We start from the raw sequence: 18,136 nt of genomic DNA, 5'->3' as shown, positions 1-18,136 counted from the left end.
GTACTCTGTTTCGCCTGGAGTTGTTCATGTCCGCCTGCCGCCGGTTCAGCCGTAGCACACCTGCGCCCGCGGGGGATCTCCCGGGTGGGTTGGGCGCCAGAGGCCCGACCACTGCGCCGCGAGCAGGGTGACGTACAGCGGGTTGAGCAGCCCGTACCGTTTCCACAGCCGACGCGGCTCCTTCACCAGGCGGTAGAACCACTCGAGTCCCCGGTCCTGCATCCACTTGGGCGCCTGGTCGAGCTGGCCCGCATGGAAGTTGAACGCGGCGCCAACGGCCAGCAGCGGCATCGAGACCTCCTCGCGCATTTCGTACGCGAACACCTCCTGGCGAGGACAGCCGAGCCCAACAAATGTGACGCCGGCGCCGCTGTCGCGGATCTCGGCGACCAGTTCCTGACGCTCGTCCGGCGTGAGCGTGCGGAACTTTGACGCCCGCGCGCCTGCGATCTGCAGGTCCGGAAAGCGTCGCTGCAGGTTGGAGGAGAGCGCCGCAAGCAGATCCTCGTTCCCCCCGAACAAGAAGACTGGCACGCCGTCCGCCGCCGCCTGCTCACAAACGTGCAGCATCAGGTTCGGCCCGTACACGCGGTCTGCTAGGCCGGCGCCGTGCATCCCGTTGAGCGCCCAGCGGACCGGCTGCCCATCAGGGCAGAGCATCTCGAACGAGTTCAGCCGGTAGCGGTGCGCGGGGTCGAGCACGCCGGTCATCAGGCCGTGCACGGCTAGCGCAGAGACCGCATACGGGCGCCGCTCCCGCGCGGCCGCCATCACACGGCCTACCGCCCCGGCGTAGTCGACCCCGTCGATCATCACCCCCAACACGCTGTGCTTGGTGTCGCTGGTCATGCGATTGCCGCCTCCGTCCAGCGTTCGACGTTGGCCTCGTAGATCTGCTGCAGGATCTCCGGGACGTCGTGCTCCAGGCGCCAGTCGGGGTAGTCCCGTTGGAACGCGGCGAGGTCGCTGATCCACCAGATGTGGTCACCGGACCGGTTCCCCTCCTCGTAGGTCCACTGCAGGTCACGACCGGCGACCTGCTGGCACAGGTCGATCGCCTCGAGCATCGAGCAGTTGCTGTACCGCCCGCCGCCGATGTTGTAGACCGCCGCGCACTTGGGGTCCTGGTAGAATGCGTGGAAGGCGCGGATCAGGTCGGCGCTGTGGATGTTGTCCCGCACCTGCTTGCCCTGGTAGCCGAACACGCTGTACGGCTCGCCGGTCACCGTGCACTTCATCAGGTACGCCAGGAAGCCGTGCAGCTTGGCGCCGGAGTGGCTGGGGCCTGTTAGGCAGCCGCCGCGGAAGCACGCGGTCCGCATGTCGAAGTACCGGCCGTACTCCTGCACAAGCACGTCGGCGGCCACCTTCGACGCCCCGAACAGGCTGTGCTTGGAGTTGTCGATCGACATGTCCTCGCGGATGCCGCCGGCGTAGGTGTGGTCGGGGTCGATCTCCCAACGCGTGGCCTGCTCGACCAGCGGCAGGCTGTTGGGCGTGTCGCCGTAGACCTTGTTCGTCGAGGTGAAGATGAAAACCGCGTCGGGGCAGTTCTGCCGCGCCGCCTCAAGCAGGTTGAGCGTCCCCTGGGCGTTGACGCCGAAGTCAATCTTCGGCGCCCGCGCCGCCCAGTCGTGCGAAGGCTGTGCAGCGGTGTGGATGATCAGCTCTACCGCCGAACCGTACTTGTCGAACAGCGCGTCGACAGCCGCGTCGTCGCGGATGTCGATGCTCTGGTGCGTGTACCGGCTGCCCAGCCGCTGCTGCAGCCGCAGACGGTTCCACTTAGTGGAAGCGTCTGCGCCGAAGAACTGCTGCCGCATGTCGTTGTCGACGCCCACAACGTCGAACCCCGACTCGGCGAAGAAGGCCGCGGCCTCCGATCCGATTAACCCGGCAGAGCCGGTGACTATCGCTACGCTCATGGTTGTCTACTCTCCGCTTAGGTGTCGCCTCAGTCGATGTGTCTACTCTCGCCGCCAACTACCCGCGTGCCCGGCCGCCGGTCAGCATCCGTTGCACCCGCTGCACGGTCAGCTTGGGCGCCAGGCTAGCCGCGAGGGCCAGCTTCAACTTGCCGCGGAGGGCGCGGTCTCCGTACAGGTCGCCCACGCCCGCCAGGTAGCTGGACCGGGCGTAAGCGTCCAGCCACTCCAGCGCCCGGCGGTGCAGCGGCGCCGAGTCGCGGGACTCGGCGAACTCCTCGTAGCTGATCGGCGGCCGCCCGGCGCCGCGCCGCGTTGCCAGCTCGCGGGCGTAGTCGATGCCCCGGCGGATCGACTTCATGTACCTGCCGTTGAGGCTGCCGCTGTGCACCCGCACGTGGTACATGACCGGCCCGATAGTGGAGATCTGCGACGCCTCGCTCAGGCGGAGGAACAGGTCGTGGTCCTCGCTCACCAGGCGGTACGGCCAGTACGCGCCGACCCGGCGGACAAGTTCTGTGCGGGCCATCACGCTAGCGTGGACGATGGCGTGCCGACCCTCCTCTAGCGCGCGTCGGATCTCGGTGTGCGTCGCGGGCATCTTCAGGCTGCCCCCCACACGCGTGGCGCCGAAGTGCGAGGTCTGGCAGCCCACGCACCCGACCTCGGCGTGCAGGTCCAGGTAGGCCGCCTGCCGCTCGAGTCGCTCGGGCAGCGAGAGGTCGTCCGCGTCCATCCGCGCGACGTACTTAGCTCGGCAGTGGGCCAAACCGGTGTTCAATGCCGCGGCCAGCCCGCCGTTCTCCTGGGTGACGACTCGCACCCGCGGGTCCTCCAGCGAAGCGAGGTACTCCGGCGTCCCGTCGGTCGAGCCGTCGTCGACGATGACGAACTCGAAGTCCGCAAGCGTTTGCCCCAGCACCGAGTCGACCGCCGCCGGCAGGTACGGCATCGCGTTGTAGGCGGCCATCAAGACCGAAACTCTTGCATCGCTCATGCCATCGCTCCTGTTGCACCCCAGCCGCCCGAGGCGGCGCCGGCCCGGCGGGTCGTCGCGGCGCGGGCGGTCTCCGTTCGCGGCGCGAGGGCCGCGCAGACAACCAGCACGCCGGACAGCACCACCATCTCTCGGGGCATGATGTAGGTAGTTGTGGTGAAGCTGCTGGCGACGATGGTGACCATCATCGCGAACAGCATGCGGTAGGCCGGCTGGTCGGGGCTAGCGCCCAGGACGCCGAGTCGGAGCAGGGTCGTCCACCCGATTGAAACCACCAACGCTGCGCCGATGAGGCCGGTGTGCAGCATGGTTTCGAACACCACGTTGTGCGCGTGCCCCGGCGCCCACCGCAGGGCGTGGAGCAGCTTCACCCGCCGGTGCTCGGTCCAGAAGGCGCCGTAGCCGAATCCCTGCACGTAGCGGCCGTCACCCAGCTCGTAGAGTTTCTCCCACAGCGGCAGGCGGCCATTGAGCGAGCCCGCGTCCTCGCGGCGGCCCATGTTGGCGGCCTGCCCGGCGTCCTTAAGCAGCTTGCCGCCTGTCAGGCCGGCTGCGACCAGCGCGCCGCCCAGCACCACGGCGCCAAGGGAAGCAAACACGACCCGTTGCCGCCAAGTCATCCCGAGTGCGTAGTAGGCCGCGACGCCGACCACGCAGCAGGCCAATGACGTCCGAGACCGGGTCAGCAGCAGCGCGGCGGTCATCAGACCCGCCAACACGACGAACCGCCAATCGATCCCGCCGCGTCGGATCCTGGCGAACCCCAACGAGCCGATGATCACGAACGTCGCGTACTTGGCCAGCACGTTGGGGTGGAGCGAGCCCGACAAGCGGAACACGCCGTCGACTTGGGCCGGGCTGTACCCGGCAACCACCGTGGCGCAGGCGACGGCGACCGAAAGCGTGCACGAGAGCGTCAGGATCTTAGCGATCTCCAACGCCGTGAAACGCAACGCCATCCCGAACGCGAGCATCGCGTAAACGGAGATGCGAACCAGCTCCAGTCCGGTGCTCAGTCGACTTTCGCTCCACACGTAGGACGCGAACAGGACGGCTAGGAACGCCGCGATCAGCGCTGTCAGCAGCGTTGACTCGAACACCGCGTCCCGGCGTCGGGTCGCCAGGCAGTACACCGCCAGCAACCCTGACAGCGCGAACGCCGCCTTGCGTTCAACGGGCACCCCTCCCATGTCCTTCTCCACCGCCTCGGCGCCATCGAGGAGGGCCTGCACAACCTCCGCCTCGGTCAGCCCTGCGCTGCGGAAATCGTGCATCATCCCCATGTACATCAGGCATAGCAAAATGGAAAACACCCAAACGCCCGCGCCGAACACGCGTAAGCGGCGCGGACCGGCGTCGGCAGCTTCGAGTGTGTTCGGCGGGGTGTGCATGGTGTCGCAAACGCTCGCTATGCGCGGGCATGGGATGGTTTGGGAAGGTCAACGTCGGAGTGGTAGTGCTTCCACATCGCGTCCCATGCCAAGATGTGCAACGGCGCCGACCGAGCGATCATCGCCCAGGCGATGCCCATTGGGCCCTGGGCGTAGACCAGCGGAGCGCCGACCAACAGGGCCGCGGCCAGCTGCAGCAGCGAGACCTGCGTCATCTTCTTGCCCAGCTCCAACGCGGTGAGCGCCGCGTCGACCGGAATCGCCACCGCCTGCAGGCAGACAGCGGCCGCCAGCAGCAGCACGAGTTGCGGGTCCGCGAACTGCTCGCCGAAGAACACCTGGATCATGAAATCACCGGCCCACGCGAGCAGGAACATCCCGGCGGCCGCGAGCACGATGCCGGCCAGTGTCAGACGCACGGTGTGCGTGAACAGGCCCGGCGTGCCGTCCGCCGCCTGGACCCGCGCCGCCCACGACCGCGCGAACGAAGTCATCGCCAGAATCAGCGGGTTAGCCAGCATGACCACCGAGAACGCCGCGCTGAACACGCCCAACGCGTCCATGCCGTGCATCCCGAGCAGCATCCACCGCAGCACGCCGTCGCCGATAAGCCACGCGACGGCGACCACCAGCATCCAGCGCCCGAACCCCCAGTTGGACCGGGCATCGCGTGACAACTCCTCGGCGATTACTCCACCGCCCCGCGTGAGACGCCATACCACCGGCAGGCAGAGTCCGGCCGCGAGGGCGGTCGCGACCAGCGCTACGCTAGGCGTGAGCCTGCCATTGTGGGACAGCGTTAGCAGCGAACCGACCGACAGCACCGCGATGGGCCCATCCAGCAGCAGCAAACCGGCGGCGCGGAAGTCGGCAATGAACACACGGCGGACATGCTCGCGGAGCAGGAACAAGAACGAGAGCGGCGCCATCGCAAGGCAGAACGGCGACAGCCAATTCTGCAGCGGAGCAGCGAGCAGTCCGCCTACAACGCACAGCGCCGCCAGGCCGACGGCCATCGCAGCCGCCATCACCGTGTTGCTGGCGCGGTACCGCCGCCGATCAACCTCGTTGAGCCGACACGCCCGTGCCGTGTAGGGGACCCACACCAGCGCGTTCGCAACGCCCGCCACCAGCCAGAACAGGAACGGACCCAACGCATAGATCCCAAGCGCCTCCTTGCCGAGCGTCCTGCCGACGATCACGGTCGCGGCGAAGCTCGCCAGGCTCACGACCGCCTGATCGGCCACCGTCCACGCCCCTTGCGCAGACGCGTTGGCAGGCGTCACGTCTGTCGAAGGGTGTCGGGGGATGGTCTGCATTGAGGGGCGTAGAAGGTGTTGGGCCTGCCGCGGGGCCGGGCCGGATCATCGTCTATTAGGGGTGTGTGCTAGAGGCCTGAACCGAACCAACGTGGCGAGAACCTCTTTCGTCGCGTGACTACCGATCCAACAACCGGGACGCCGGCCTGCGTGAGGCGGCTCAGCGCGCCGCTGGCGGCCTGGCGGCGGGTCTTCTGGCTGCGGAGCACCAGCAGCACCGCGTCGGCCGCTTGCGCGAACGAAACCACCGCGCCGGCCAGCGTGTCGGCCGGCGGCAGGTCGAGCAGCAAGATCGCGTACTCGTCCCGCAGTTCCGACAGCAGGGACGAGAACTGATCGGCAAGCGTCAGCGAAGTGTCGAGCGCACCCGATGGCATCACGTCGAGCCCCTTAACGCCGGTGGCGTGGATGCAGTCGGTCAGTTCGGCGGCGCCGGAAGCGGCCTCGGCGAGCCCAGGAGCCGAAGCGAGGTTGAACGACCGGGACAGCTGAGGCCTGTCTGCGTTGCAGTCCAATAGCAGCACGGGGCCTAAGCTATGGCTAGCAATGCGGATCCCGGTGTTTGCCGCGATGGTAGTCGCGCCGCACTGCCGGTGGCATCCCAGCAGCCCCACAACGAAACCGCTGCCCGGATTGGCTTCGCTGGTCCGCAGACGCCACACAATGGCGTCGTAGGGGTCGGGGCCCGGCCGATGCGAGGCGGCAGACCCGTCGAGGGCGCCGGCGGTCGGCCTGGCGGCGGACGCCCCAGGTTGTGAGTGTTGACTTGGGTCCATGCTTACCCCGCGGCGAGCCGCGGCAGTCTCCGGCGGTTGCTAACGTTGCAGGACGCGGCCGTGCCGGCGTCCCTCGGGCACCTCGGCGAACACTGGCAGGCCCAAGTCGTGCTCTACCTCGCTCGCGGACCGGACATTGCCGTTGAGGCTCTCGCTGAGCACAACGGCGCCAACGGCCCCCCCAACCGCCAGCATCAGGGCGCCGGCCGCCACCAGCAGCTTCGAGGGGCTGACCGGCTTCTCCTGCAGCGTCGCGGGCTGGGGCACGCTGAAGCTCGACACCCGCTGCGCCTGCAGCTCTTCGTCGATGCGGGCCTGCTCCAGGTTGTTGGCGTACTTGAAGTACTTGTCGCTGGCCAGCTGCGCCTCGCGCTGCAGACCGTCGACCTCTACCTCAAACTGGTTGAGCCGTTTCATGTCGCTCACGACCAGCCTTTTCTGCTCGTCGAGCGCCTTGAGCCGGGCGGACAGCCCGGCGGCCAGCGTCTCCTGCTGCTTGAGCTCGAGCGACAACGCGCGGCGGACCGGGTTGATGTCATCGACGGTCTCCTCCCGTTGCTCCTGCTGCTGGTCGACAATTTCCTTAGCCTTGGCAACCTGCGCGCTAACCGCCTTGACCATCGGGTGGTCCTCGCTGTAGCGGGCCTGGTAGTCGATCTGCTTGACCTGAAGCTCGTAGAGCTGCTCGCGGAGCAGGTCGGCGCCGATGTTGGGGATTGACGTCTTGGACGACACCAGCCGCTCTGGCAGTTCCTCGATCTTGGCCTGCAGGTCTTCGATCTTGGCGGACGACTCCGCGTACTCCTGCTCGGCCTGGTAGAGCGACAGCTCGATCGCGCTGAGCTGGCTCTCGTACGTGCTGCGCCTGCCCTGGATGCTGGAGAGCTCCATGCGGTTCTTGGCGTCCCGCAGCCTGGCCTCGGCGTCCTCGAGCTGTTGCTTGAGTAGGCTGGTCTGGTCGGCGAAGAACGCCATCGACCGAGGGTTGCGGAAGATCTTCATGTACTCGGCCTGGTAGAGGTCGATCAACGTTGCGAGGATGTGCTGCGCCCCCTCCGGCGTGTCGGCCTCGTACGAGACCACGATCACGGTGGAGTCGCGCTCGGCCGAGACGTCCAGGTTCTTCGAGAAATCGATGACCGCCTGCTCGCGATCGGACACCCGGTCAATGCTCTTCACCATCGCAACCAGCTTCCTGACCGGCGTCATGATCGTGTCGGCGACCGCGTTCTTCTCCTCGGCGCCGGCCGGTCCGCCCTCCAGTACGTACTGGGGGCCAACCTGGTCGACGACCTTCTCGGCCAGGCCGCGGCTCAGCCACAGGTCCATCGCAGACTGCACCTCGGAGTCCCGGCTGCTCTGCTGGAGCATGAGGGTCTGACCGGTGGTGGCGGTCGGGTCGATGCCCACCGACTCGCGGCCTACCCGCATCAGGATCTTCCCCTCAGACAGGTAGGTGCGCGGCGCGAAGAGGATCACCGCCACCCCGAGCGCACAGACCGCGATCGGGATCAGCACGAGCTTCCACTTGTGACGGAACACAACCTCGGCCAGCTCGCGAGGGTGGGTGAACGTGTTGTTGACGTTTGGCATGACGTGCGTTCCTGTACTCCCGCCGATTGGCGGTGTGACTACTCTCCAACCGCCTCAAGCGGTTGCAGGTTGAGGCTGGGCCGGGTGACGGGCTCCGCGGGGCGGCTTGTTCCGGCGGCCCGCCGGCGATCGGCCGCCGGAGCCATGGCCGACTGGTAGACCCGGTCCAGCACGGCGCCCCGCGCATCCCACGCGAAGTCATCCGCCCGCCGCGTGGCGCCGTGGCTGAGCCGCAGCAGCAGCTCGCCGTCGCCGGCCAGGCGGGTGATCGCGTCAGAGAAGCCAGCGATCACCTCGCGGGGATTGGACGGCGGCAGGCGGACGGCGCACTCGTCGCTCATGATGTCCGCCGCGCCCTGGTGGTCGATGCCCACGATCGGGAGCCCCGCCGCGAGCGCCTCGAGCAGACCGGCGCCAGACGTGTCCCGCAGGCTGGTGAACGCGAACACGTCGGCCCAGCGGTAGTGTGGGAGCGTGTCGGGGTACGGCCCCCAGCCGACCCATTCGATGCGGTCGTCGACGCCGAGACGCTTAGCCAGCCGGACGAGGCCCGCCTGACCGGCGCCCTCGCCAAGCACGCGGACCTCGCACCGCACATTGGGCGGGGTCTTTGCGAGCGCGTGCAGCAGCAGCGGCAGACCCTTCCAGGCGCGGAGACGGCCGGTCCACAAGATCCGGAGCGGTCGGCTCGGGTCCCGCTTTGACCGGAGTGGCGCCGGCGGGTAGCTGAGGCCGGCCTCAAGCTCCACAGCGGTGTCTAGGCCCCAAGAACGCTCAAGGTCTCGCTGAGCGAGCCGCGTCGCCGACATCACGCACGCGCTCCGACGGGCGACGCGACGCAGGCGCGGGCTGAACCGCAACTGGAGCCAATTCACAACGTTCCGACCTGCCTCGCGTACCGCGTTGTACGGGTCGAGCACGCTCAGGAAACGAAGCGGGAAGTTCTGTGTGCCACCCAATGGACCCCAGACGAACGGCGCGCCAACGCGCCACCCGTACCCTGGCTCGCGGAACCCACAGAAGTTCACCTGGTGGACCACATCGAACGGCCGCGCGGCGTGCAGCTCGGCCGCCAGCTTCGCCACCCGACGGTGCCACATCCGGTAGCCGACACAGTACAGCAGATCGTGGGACCGACACGACATTCCGATCACGCAGTGCGGCACGTTCTGGAATCGGATGCTCGGATCCGCGCCGTCTTCAACCGCAAGCCGCTGGAGCTCGTCGGCGTCGAGATCGGAGTGGCACATCACGGTGACGTCGTGTCGTTGGGACGCCATGAGCGCCCGCGCCCAACCGACCCGCGACTCGGCGGACTCGGTTGGGTGGCACGCGTACGCGATCGCCAGCACGCGGGGACGCTCTGCGATTACGGCTGCTTTGTCCTGCCCTGCCCCGGTGGTCATCGCGGCCCCCGAGACAGCAGCAGGGACGGGCCCGTGGTTATCAAGAGCCAGAGGTCGTGACGCAGGCTGCGGCGGCGGGAGTACCGCAGGTCCATCCGCATCCACTCGTCAAAGGTCACCGAGTTGCGCCCCCACACCTGCCACGTGCAGGTGATGCCGGGCTTCACCTGCAGACGCCGACGCTGCCACGGCTTGCACGCGAGGGATTCGTCAACCGGCAGCGGCCTGGGTCCGACCAGCGACATCTCGCCCCGCAGCACATTTATCAGCTGCGGCAGCTCGTCCAGGCTGGTGGCGCGGAGCAACCGCCCGATCGCTGTCACCCGAGGATCGCGGTACATCTTGAACGCGGGTCCGTCCTGCACGCTGTGCTGGCGGAGGTCCGCCTTCTGCGCCTCGGCCTCCGGGATCATGGTGCGGAGCTTCAGGATCTGGAACCGGCGACCGCCAAGCCCCTCCCGTTCTTGGCGGTAGAAGGCGCCGCCGCGGGAGGTTGCCGCAACCGCGCCTGCCAGCGCCAGCAATACCGGCCCGGCCACAAGCAGGCCGGCCGTCGCGCCGGCGATGTCCACTGCGCGCTTCCACGCAGGCGTTCCCTGCATGAAGACCTGTTCGCCCTGGTCGTCGCCGGCGCCGGCGCCGACCGGCTCGCTCGCGCGATCGCCCACCGGCGCGACGATCTCCGGATCCCGCGAGTCAAAGTCCGGGTAGACGCCAATCTGGCAGTCGGGCCTTCCGTCATCGTCCCTTAGGAATGCGGACACCTCGGCCGCCACAACTTCCGCGCCCTCGCGTGGGGTGTCGGGCAGCAGCAGCCCGAGCCTGCCGTCGGGCCGCCAGCCCGCTGCGTCGGTCTGGCGCAGCCGCTCCGCCAGGTAGCCCTCCAGGATCGACACCCGCCGGGGCTGCCGCATCGCTTCCGTGAGCGATAGCGATACCACCGAAAGCACCGAACCGTTACGATCGACGCGCATCCGCTCGCACTCGGCGGCCCGCGACCAGAGGCCGGGCGAAAGGAAGTAAGAGTTTTCAGGAGGGCGATGCGCAGGGCGGGGACGCAGCCGCATCAACCAGGCGGGTAAGATCATCAGGTGCAGACGTGTCACAGGAGGGATTACGACCTCCTGTCACTGACGGGCGCCCCAAATGAGCTCCAACCCGAATCCTGGCAGGGGCGTTCGTCCCGCTTGCAGTGGCCGCACCGAACGCATAGCGAGCCTGATTGGCTCGCCGCCCTCGGTGCTCCACCCGGACACTCCCCCCCCAGGCGACGCAGACATCCTATTCAACGCGATCCCGATTATAGTTACGAAATACCCAGTGTCGATTTTCGCCCGTCTGATCCGGTGAAAAATGCTATACCTTTAATAGCATTACGCGCCGCTCCTCCCCTCACCTCCCAGGCATGCCGACCCCCCGCCCCGAACCCGACGGCGGTACGCCGCACTCACTCCCTTGGGAAGCGTGGCGGCACGCGTCCGACGGCGTTGCGATTGCAACACCGGACGGTCGATCCGTTCTAGCGCACAATCCTGCGTTCGAGCGACTCTGCCAGCACCTCAACCTCACGCCGCAGCAGTGCTTAGACGCGTTAGCGGCCGAGCTCGCCACGCTGTCGCCGAAGGGGTTCTGCTGGCGTGAGCTGCATTTCCCCGCCGCGGGCCTTCTGCGGGTCGGTCTGATGCGTCAGCACGGCGAGCCGCCGACGGTGCTCCTCATGCTGCCGGCGCCGGCCCACGATCCTGATATCGTCACCGGGTTGGCGGATCGCCGCCGCTTGGAGGAAGAGCTCGAAGCACGATTCCACGGCGGTCGACCGTTTGCGCTGCTGTTCGTCGATCTAGACGGGTTCAAGCTGGTGAATGACGAGTTGGGGCACGTCGCCGGCGACCTCGCCTTGCGCGAGATCGCGCAGCGGATGCGCGAGTCGCTCCGTGAGAGGGACATCGTTGGCCGCTACGGCGGCGACGAGTTCGTCGTATTGCTGGACGGCGCCGTGCAGCCCGAGGACCTCGAGCTGATCGTGCAGCGGATCGAGGACGCCGCCGCGCAGCCGCTCGAGTCGGTGCCCGGCGCCGGCCCGCTCTCGGCCAGCATCGGCTGGGCGTTCTCTGCTGACGGCTACCAGCGTCCTGCCGACATGCTCGACACGGCCGACCGCCGGATGTACGCCAACAAGCGGCAGGAGTGCTAGCACCCCTTCCCGCGGCGACCCGGCCAATCTGCGTAGGCTGGCGGACAAGATTGGCATCGCCAGCCTAGCGTCGATCGCGCAGAATAGGCGCTCCCGCGGAGGACCCACTCCCGCTCCTAGCAATGAATGCCGAGGACCGTTGATCATGAGGATCACCCGTCTGCAGCTGGACGACCGCAATCACGAGCCGCTCATCGAGGCGGCCGGCGTTTCCGACTCGCTCAACACCATCCCGCTCGCCGCCGACAACCACGGCGACTCCCTCCTCGACATGCTGCACGTCGTGCTCTACGGGCACGGCGGCCTCACGCGCAAGCCCAACTTCGACGCCGCGTTTGGCGAGGTCGACCTGGCCGCCGACGCCGGCCGCTTCCGCCTGCGGCGGGTCCGCAACCAGGACTCCGACGAGCGATTCACCGTCAGCCGCCTGGACGGTGGCCAGACCCCGCCCCACATCATCGAGCGGCTGCTGTGCGACCTGCCGGTCGGCGTAGTGCAGCGGGTGTTCCACGCCAACGGCCGCCGCGGCGACCAGCTCAGCGAGCTGCTCAGCGAGGAGGTCGCCGCCGCGTTCCTCGACCTGGACCGCGGCCAGTCTGCGACCGCCCCCGCAACTCCCCGCGAAGACGCCAACCGCGCCGACCTGCTCCGCCGCCGCGACGAGCTGGCCCTCGCGATCGAGGACCTGCTGGCCGAACGCCGCGGCCGCAGCGCCGACGCCGAAGAGGAGCTGCGCGAGCTGGAAGCCGACGCAGAGCGGCTGCTCCAGCGCCGCGAAACGGTTGACCGCCGCCGCATGGCGGTCGAGACCGAGCTCTCCTCGATCGAGACCCGCCTCCGCTACCAGGCGATCTCCGAAACCGTCCACCGCGAGCACGATGGCGCCGACCACGCCGCCAACCTCGGCCCCCAGCTCGACGAGCTGGAAAGCCAGATCGAGCGCTGGCGGCAGACGCTGGCCGAGTTGGAGCTCCGCGAGTCGCACGTCCGCTCCGAGCTGGCCGCCATCCATCCGGACGACGCCTCGCCCGCCATCTCGCTGGCCGACCAGCGGGCCGGCCTGGCGGTCGCCCGCCGGCTGATGCAGGACCTCGAGGGCGAGGTCGCTCGGCTGGCCCGCGCGGCCGACTCCCAGGCGTGCGTCTGCCGCGACGCCCACCCCCGCATCAACCCGCTCGCCGAAACGCTCCGCAACCAGATCGACCGGCTGACCGACCTGGCCGACCAGCAGCAGCGGGCCTACCACGCCCAGCAGCTCAAGGCCGAGGCCGAGCACCTCACCCGCAGCCAGCTCGACCTGCAGCGTCAGCTCGACCACCTGCTGACCCGCCGGCAGGAGCTGTACCGCACCACCCGCGCCAAGCGGACCGAGCAGGACCTGCTGCCCGCCGTGGCCGGTGCCTGCTGCCCGCAAACCCGCCAGGAGCTGGAGGCCGAGCTCGCCGAGCTGCAGAGCGAGCTGACCGCCATCAACGAGTCGCTAGAACGCCTGACCCGCAAACGCCGCGAGCTCGAAGACGAGCGTGACCGGCTGCTCTCCTCCAGCAAGCTCGAGTCGCTCCAGCGCGAGCTGGCCGACGCCGAGCGTCGCCTGGCACGCGCCGAGTCGCTCCCCTCCCGGCCCGACGAGGGACCCAACCGCTGGCGCGCGTCCGAGCTGTTCGCCCGCCTGACCGACGGCCAGTGGGTTGGCCTGCGGCTGGTGATGAACGGCCGCGAGCTGGCCGCCACCGACCAGCTCGGCCAGCAGCGGCTCGCCCGCGAGCTCGACCCGTCGGTGCGGCGGCTGGCTTCGCTGGCGCTGCGGCTGTCGCTGGTCTGGACCGCCGGCCAGCGGGGCGTCCGCCTGCCGCTGATCCTCGACGAGCCGTTCGCCGGCCTGACCCGCGACCAGATCGCGTCGCTCGCCACCACGCTCGACGATTTCGCCCGCGCCGGGCGGCAGCTGTTCGTCGGCACGGCCGACGCCGACGCGCTCGCGCGGTTCGCCTCGCTCGGCGCCCACAGGCTGGGACTGGCGGCCAAGTCCTCGCGCCGCGAGTTCGTTGTCGAGGCCGCGGCCCCGCAGCCGGCCGCCAAGCCGGTCACCGGACCGGTGCGGCACGTGTCGACCACCGAGCACGTCGAAACCTCCGAGTACCTCCTCTCGCCGGACGACAAGATCGAGCGGTTCCCGGTCCCCATCCACGACCGCGAGACCGTGTTCCTCCGCTCCCGCATCCGCACCGTGAGCGATTTGCTCGGCGCCGACCCCAGCGCCGTGGCCGAGGAGCTGGACCGCGACGACGTCACGGCCGAGCTGGTCGCGCTGTGGCAGACGCACCTCGGGTTCGTCTGCTTCGTGCCGCACCTCTCGTTCGACGACGCCGTCGTATTGACCGGCGCCGGCTGCTACGACGTCGACCAACTGGCCGACGCGTCGGCCGACGAGCTGCTCAAGCAGGTCGACGCGTACCTCACCAGCGACCGGGGCCGCCGCCACACCGACCGCGGCTACCGCTTCGACGCCGACCGCGCCCGCCGCTGGGTCCGCGACGCCCGCCGCGGCCGCGACCGCTGGCAGACCTCCGCCGCCTGGAGCGGCTGGCAGCGCTGTCGGGGTGAACGCCGCCAACGCGTCAGCCACAACAACTCGGCCAGCAGCCGCGGCGGCTCCCGCAACGGCGCCGCGTCCAGCAGCGGGCACCTGAGGCTCCGCACCGAGGCGCCGCACCACAACGGCGCCGCGCACGCCCCGAAGAAGCCGAAGAAGCTCAAGTTCTACCTCGAGACCTCCAGCCCGATTGTCGACGCGCCGTCCATCGGCCCCAAGACCGCGGCCAAGCTGCAGAAGGCCGGCGTCCGCACGGTCGGCGACCTGCTCGACGCCGACCCGGAGCTGCTGGCCGACAAGCTCGACTCCAGGCGCATCGACGCCGAGACGCTGGTCGCCTGGCAGCACCAGGCGCAACTCGTCTGCCGGATCCCCCAGCTCCGCGGCCACGACGCCCAGATCCTGGTCGAGTGCGGCTTCACCCGCCCGGAGGAGCTGGCGTCGATGAAGCCGGCCGAGCTGTTCGGTTTCGTGGAGCCGTTCTGCAGCACCGCCGAGGCGGAGCGGATCATCCGCGGCGGCAAGACGCCCGACCTGGCCGAGGTGACCGACTGGATCAACTGGTCCCGCCAGTGCCGCGTGCTGGGCGCCGCGTAGCGGCCGCCCGACTCTTGTCCCTCTTGGCGCTATCGATTCTTAGGGACAAATGTCGGCCCCCAACGTTGGCCGAGAATGGCGTTTCACGCTTGTATAGCATCGTCCGGCGCGTCCCGCCCGGTCAGCGGCAGCAGGACTTTTGTCCCCCCAATAAGCACGATAGGGACAAAAGTCGGGCCGGCCGCCCTCGCGGCGCCCACGCCCTGGTCGCTCTGTACTCGCCTCGCTTAAATGGCCCAAAGCCATGGCGCGCAGTGCGCTGCGTACCCTATTTGTAAGGCGTCAGGTGGCCGGTTTCTACTCAATTCTGGAGCGAAGAGAGGAAGGCAAGAGCACTGCCGCGGGCGGCAAGACTACCGTCCTGTTGGGCGCCAGGTGGTAAGCTGTGAGACAGCAGCGCAACCGGATGCGATGACCCTCGCGCGTCCTTGGGAGCGTGGTGACGTACCCCCATCTCACAGCAACATTCGCAGATCAATCCCACGGAGTGTCCGAGGTGGCTGAGCACGCAGACGGTTGCAAGCATCTGATTAGCTCCAGATCAACACCATGCACTTCGACCGTTAACTGCAACCCGTCACTACCTCTGCTTACATCACTCGCCGTTGCAATCTTTGCATGGCCTGGGTCCTGTACTGCTGAAAACTACGAAACCGTTCAAGACGCGTGGGAATCGAGGAACAGCAAGTATTCGACGCTCGACATTGCTGTTTCGATGAGCGAGCACCTAGCGTCACGCGAGGAGTACGACGAATCAGAGCTTCTCCGCGGGGATTCTCGAGGCGTCGAACGCGCAGTTGGAAGAGTCTGGCACAAGCTCCTTGACAACGGCTCCGAGGCGCGCGGCATGGAGTATCGGGTCTTGTTTGATGGCACCCGGATGCACGCCACATCCCACCAGCCTGTGTTTAACTATTCCACAGGGCATACCCGAATTGTCGACCGTGAAGAGGCGGTAGGTGACGGGACTCTTCGTATACTCAATCGGATTCAAGGAGAGGCTAAGCCACTTCAAGGAGTTATCGCAAGTGGGAACGCACTCAGCATCCAGACTTTGGCCGATTTCAATCCGCTGTTCTTCTTGATACAGCCTGAGTCTGTCATCCCCGCCGATCTTATCTCGAGCGTATCTGACGTCAACGACGACGGTCATCTCGTTCTCACAGCCAAGAACGGTAGGATCTGGGAAGTCGATCCTCATATGCAATACAGCGTTGTCCGCACTTTCCTACAGACCCCGGGCGGCTCGACATCAGAGATGCTGGTGTCGTACTCGTTCGACCAAGACCATGCGATATGGGCGCCAACGGCATGGACTAGCACTTCGATTCGAGACAAGAGGGTTAAGCGGCTCCACGCGAGAGTCGTTGACTGCGTCTTCAACCGAGAGATCCTGCCGCACGAGTTTGATGTCGTGTTTCAGGCAGGGACGCTCGTTCGCGCCGAGACAGACTCAGGCCGCGGGCGATTCTACCGAGTGGGGGCAAACGGCGAGGAGCTGGCCCCTCACGAACAATCTCGCAGCGATGGCTGGTGGGGGCCAACGGTATTCTGGGTGTCGCTAGTGGGGCTCGTCGTGACGATAGTGTCCGTAGTGCTTCGACACCGACGCTCCGAGAGTCGCTGAACGCCCGCTTTCTGCCTAATGCCTGACCAGGGGGCTCTCGCTAGAAACAGAGAAGTTGCCGACGAAAGTGCTAGGTCAAACCAACGAAGGAACGCTAGCAATCTGGCAGAGCGTTCGCGGTTGAGAACTGATACGATGGCGATCACTGTCCAACATTGACACGCCATCGCACACCGTGCCGGCAAGTGGCCGTGGCACTACACGAAAGCTAAGTCGATGGTCATTCGGATCAAATGCATTCGCCCCCGATTCCAGCTCCGGTTCCTCATGTTGTTGATGACCGTGACCTGTCTGTGGACGGGCCGCACAGCTTACCTAGCAAGCCGTCAGAGCGAAGCGATTAAGACGATATCCGACGCAAGAGGGATTGTTGGGTATCAACGCGAACAGAGCGTGGATGAGAACCCGAATAACCGCCTGAGGTGTTCTGCGCCGAAGTGGCTGATAAACGCCTTGGGCGAAGACTACTTCCGCACTCCGATTTCCGCAGAGTTCGCATCCCAGGTGAACCGGCAAGAAGCGCGCGGCGAAATCTGCATCAGTTCTGACGTGATCAGAGCTCTCGGAAACCTGCGAACATTGCAGGCTATTGGACTGAGTCGCAACAAATTGATTGATGACGCCGCACTTGGGCCGCTTTCCAATCTAAGTCAACTTCACACTGTCTCACTTAACAACACTGGGGTAACGGGCAGCGGCCTGAAACACCTGAAGGCCGTTCCGCTGACCTACTTGGAGCTCTCGCATTCCCCCGTGACGAACGACGGGATCGCAAGCATCCGTTCTCTCAGATCATTAGAGTGCCTCGGGTTGAACAACACCTTGGTCAGTGACTTAGGCCTCGAAAGGATAGCGCAATTTACGCGCCTGCGAGAGTTGTCGCTGAATAACACTGACGTCACTGACGTTGGCCTTGCCAGGCTTGGGCAGACCACCACGCTGCAGTTCGTCAGCCTAAAGGGAACCAAGGTATCCGCAGCTGGAGTAGGCGCCTTCAAGGCGGCGTTCCCAAGTTGCCGAGTGGCTGTAGACTTCGGGCTTGGGGAAGTGGCCGATGAAAACCCGCTCTTTCCAGAAGGCCATCTCCCCACAGCCGCGGAAATTCGAGACGTACTTGACACGCGGGGTCTTTCGCACGCTCTCTGGACCGGACCTTTGGGTCTCTCGGATCCAAGTACTGAATTTGAGATTCATTGCTGCCCGTTGGGGGCCAGGCCGTTGCTCCAGCTTGTAAAGGCGATGCCGCAGCTCGAGCGTCTTTGCCTGTATGGCTCGGTAGCAGGAGACAATCTGCTTGCGGGCCTCGGGAGATGCAAGAGTCTCGTTTGCCTAACGATTCATGGAAGTCGGCTATCAGATCAGGGGCTGGCCCACTTAATTAGCCTTCCTTGCCTTCGAGAACTAGATCTCAGCGGGCAGCACTTCACCGACAATTCCGTGCGTCATCTAGCGGCACTACGGAACTTACGTTCTCTAACTCTGTCCGAAACCAGGCTCACCGATGAAGGGCGGCAAAGGCTAATCGATTCCCTCCCGCTGTGCCAAATGAGTGTGCACTAGCGGTCATCAACGTGTGGCAAACTTCTAACACGAACATCTGGAAGTATCATTCGTCGCTTTGAATCACCTGTGTAGTTGAGCGGTCGCTACGCACAGCCGCCAGCCCTTGAATCCAACTCGATGCCACAGTCCGCCAGCGCACCTCGCTAGCAGACACA

The 18,136-nt window shown here is 66.5% G+C and carries 13 protein-coding genes; 4 read left to right on the top strand and 9 right to left on the bottom strand.

Going from position 1 to position 18,136, the window contains the following annotated elements; translation table 11 throughout:
* Positions 1–45: 45 nt before the first annotated feature.
* From KOR34_RS06285 to KOR34_RS06245, 9 genes are all read right to left on the bottom strand, one after another.
* Complete coding sequence (locus KOR34_RS06285) at positions 46–849, bottom strand: WecB/TagA/CpsF family glycosyltransferase (RefSeq protein WP_146563204.1); 804 nt, start codon at positions 847–849, stop codon at positions 46–48.
* Positions 846–1,925: an NAD-dependent epimerase/dehydratase family protein gene (locus tag KOR34_RS06280; RefSeq protein ID WP_146563202.1), complete on the bottom strand. Its 1,080-nt coding sequence runs from the start codon at positions 1,923–1,925 to the stop codon at positions 846–848. Before KOR34_RS06280 ends, KOR34_RS06285 begins: the two co-directional genes overlap by 4 nt.
* Before the next feature lie 58 nt (positions 1,926–1,983).
* Complete coding sequence (locus KOR34_RS06275) at positions 1,984–2,922, bottom strand: glycosyltransferase family 2 protein (protein WP_146563200.1); 939 nt, start codon at positions 2,920–2,922, stop codon at positions 1,984–1,986.
* Positions 2,919–4,313, bottom strand: a complete 1,395-nt coding sequence (locus KOR34_RS06270) for an O-antigen ligase family protein (protein ID WP_146563198.1) — start codon at positions 4,311–4,313, stop codon at positions 2,919–2,921. The genes KOR34_RS06275 and KOR34_RS06270 overlap by 4 nt, the downstream gene beginning before the upstream one ends.
* 17 nt (positions 4,314–4,330) lie before the next feature.
* On the bottom strand, positions 4,331–5,632 hold the full coding sequence (locus tag KOR34_RS06265) for a lipopolysaccharide biosynthesis protein (RefSeq protein ID WP_146563196.1): 1,302 nt from the start codon (positions 5,630–5,632) through the stop codon (positions 4,331–4,333).
* Positions 5,633–5,700: 68 nt separating this feature from the next.
* Positions 5,701–6,408 carry a tyrosine-protein kinase family protein gene (locus KOR34_RS06260; protein ID WP_146563194.1) on the bottom strand — a complete coding sequence of 236 codons (708 nt, stop codon included), beginning with the start codon at positions 6,406–6,408 and terminating at the stop codon, positions 5,701–5,703.
* Positions 6,409–6,447: 39 nt separating this feature from the next.
* Positions 6,448–8,001 carry a GumC family protein gene (locus KOR34_RS06255; protein ID WP_146563192.1) on the bottom strand — a complete coding sequence of 518 codons (1,554 nt, stop codon included), beginning with the start codon at positions 7,999–8,001 and terminating at the stop codon, positions 6,448–6,450.
* Between the two features lie 38 nt (positions 8,002–8,039).
* Entirely contained in the window at positions 8,040–9,407 is a 1,368-nt protein-coding gene (locus tag KOR34_RS06250; RefSeq protein ID WP_146563190.1) for a glycosyltransferase family 4 protein, read from the bottom strand.
* A complete protein-coding gene (locus KOR34_RS06245; protein ID WP_228714525.1) occupies positions 9,404–10,513 on the bottom strand; it encodes a sugar transferase in 1,110 nt (369 codons plus the stop codon). The genes KOR34_RS06250 and KOR34_RS06245 overlap by 4 nt, the downstream gene beginning before the upstream one ends.
* A 299-nt stretch (positions 10,514–10,812) precedes the next feature.
* On the opposite strand from KOR34_RS06245, the gene KOR34_RS06240 reads away from it, so the two are divergent.
* The 4 genes from KOR34_RS06240 to KOR34_RS06225 all read left to right on the top strand — a co-directional run bounded on the left by KOR34_RS06240 (position 10,813) and on the right by KOR34_RS06225 (position 17,978).
* A complete protein-coding gene (locus KOR34_RS06240) occupies positions 10,813–11,601 on the top strand; it encodes a GGDEF domain-containing protein (protein ID WP_146563188.1) in 789 nt (262 codons plus the stop codon).
* Positions 11,602–11,746: 145 nt separating this feature from the next.
* Complete coding sequence (locus KOR34_RS06235; protein WP_146563186.1) at positions 11,747–14,791, top strand: DUF4332 domain-containing protein; 3,045 nt, start codon at positions 11,747–11,749, stop codon at positions 14,789–14,791.
* A 715-nt stretch (positions 14,792–15,506) separates the two neighbouring features.
* Complete coding sequence (locus KOR34_RS06230) at positions 15,507–16,418, top strand: hypothetical protein (protein WP_146563184.1); 912 nt, start codon at positions 15,507–15,509, stop codon at positions 16,416–16,418.
* 267 nt (positions 16,419–16,685) lie between these two features.
* Positions 16,686–17,978: a hypothetical protein gene (locus tag KOR34_RS06225; RefSeq protein ID WP_197531189.1), complete on the top strand. Its 1,293-nt coding sequence runs from the start codon at positions 16,686–16,688 to the stop codon at positions 17,976–17,978.
* Positions 17,979–18,136: the final 158 nt, after the last annotated feature.

Source organism: Posidoniimonas corsicana (assembly GCF_007859765.1).
Classification (GTDB): domain Bacteria; phylum Planctomycetota; class Planctomycetia; order Pirellulales; family Lacipirellulaceae; genus Posidoniimonas; species Posidoniimonas corsicana.
This window is presented reverse-complemented; position numbering and strand designations above follow the sequence as displayed.

Excerpts from the sequence above, each read along its gene's own strand:
- KOR34_RS06260 (WP_146563194.1), bottom strand. The coding sequence starts at position 6,408 with ATGGACCCAAGTCAACACTCACAACCTGGGGCGTCCGCCGCCAGGCCG.
- KOR34_RS06265 (WP_146563196.1), bottom strand. The coding sequence starts at position 5,632 with ATGCAGACCATCCCCCGACACCCTTCGACAGACGTGACGCCTGCCAAC.
- KOR34_RS06280 (WP_146563202.1), bottom strand. The coding sequence starts at position 1,925 with ATGAGCGTAGCGATAGTCACCGGCTCTGCCGGGTTAATCGGATCGGAG.
- KOR34_RS06270 (WP_146563198.1), bottom strand. The coding sequence starts at position 4,313 with ATGCACACCCCGCCGAACACACTCGAAGCTGCCGACGCCGGTCCGCGC.
- KOR34_RS06285 (WP_146563204.1), bottom strand. The coding sequence starts at position 849 with ATGACCAGCGACACCAAGCACAGCGTGTTGGGGGTGATGATCGACGGG.
- KOR34_RS06225 (WP_197531189.1), top strand. The coding sequence starts at position 16,686 with ATGTTGTTGATGACCGTGACCTGTCTGTGGACGGGCCGCACAGCTTAC.
- KOR34_RS06255 (WP_146563192.1), bottom strand. The coding sequence starts at position 8,001 with ATGCCAAACGTCAACAACACGTTCACCCACCCTCGCGAGCTGGCCGAG.
- KOR34_RS06275 (WP_146563200.1), bottom strand. The coding sequence starts at position 2,922 with ATGAGCGATGCAAGAGTTTCGGTCTTGATGGCCGCCTACAACGCGATG.
- KOR34_RS06235 (WP_146563186.1), top strand. The coding sequence starts at position 11,747 with ATGAGGATCACCCGTCTGCAGCTGGACGACCGCAATCACGAGCCGCTC.
- KOR34_RS06250 (WP_146563190.1), bottom strand. The coding sequence starts at position 9,407 with ATGACCACCGGGGCAGGGCAGGACAAAGCAGCCGTAATCGCAGAGCGT.
- KOR34_RS06230 (WP_146563184.1), top strand. The coding sequence starts at position 15,507 with ATGAGCGAGCACCTAGCGTCACGCGAGGAGTACGACGAATCAGAGCTT.
- KOR34_RS06240 (WP_146563188.1), top strand. The coding sequence starts at position 10,813 with ATGCCGACCCCCCGCCCCGAACCCGACGGCGGTACGCCGCACTCACTC.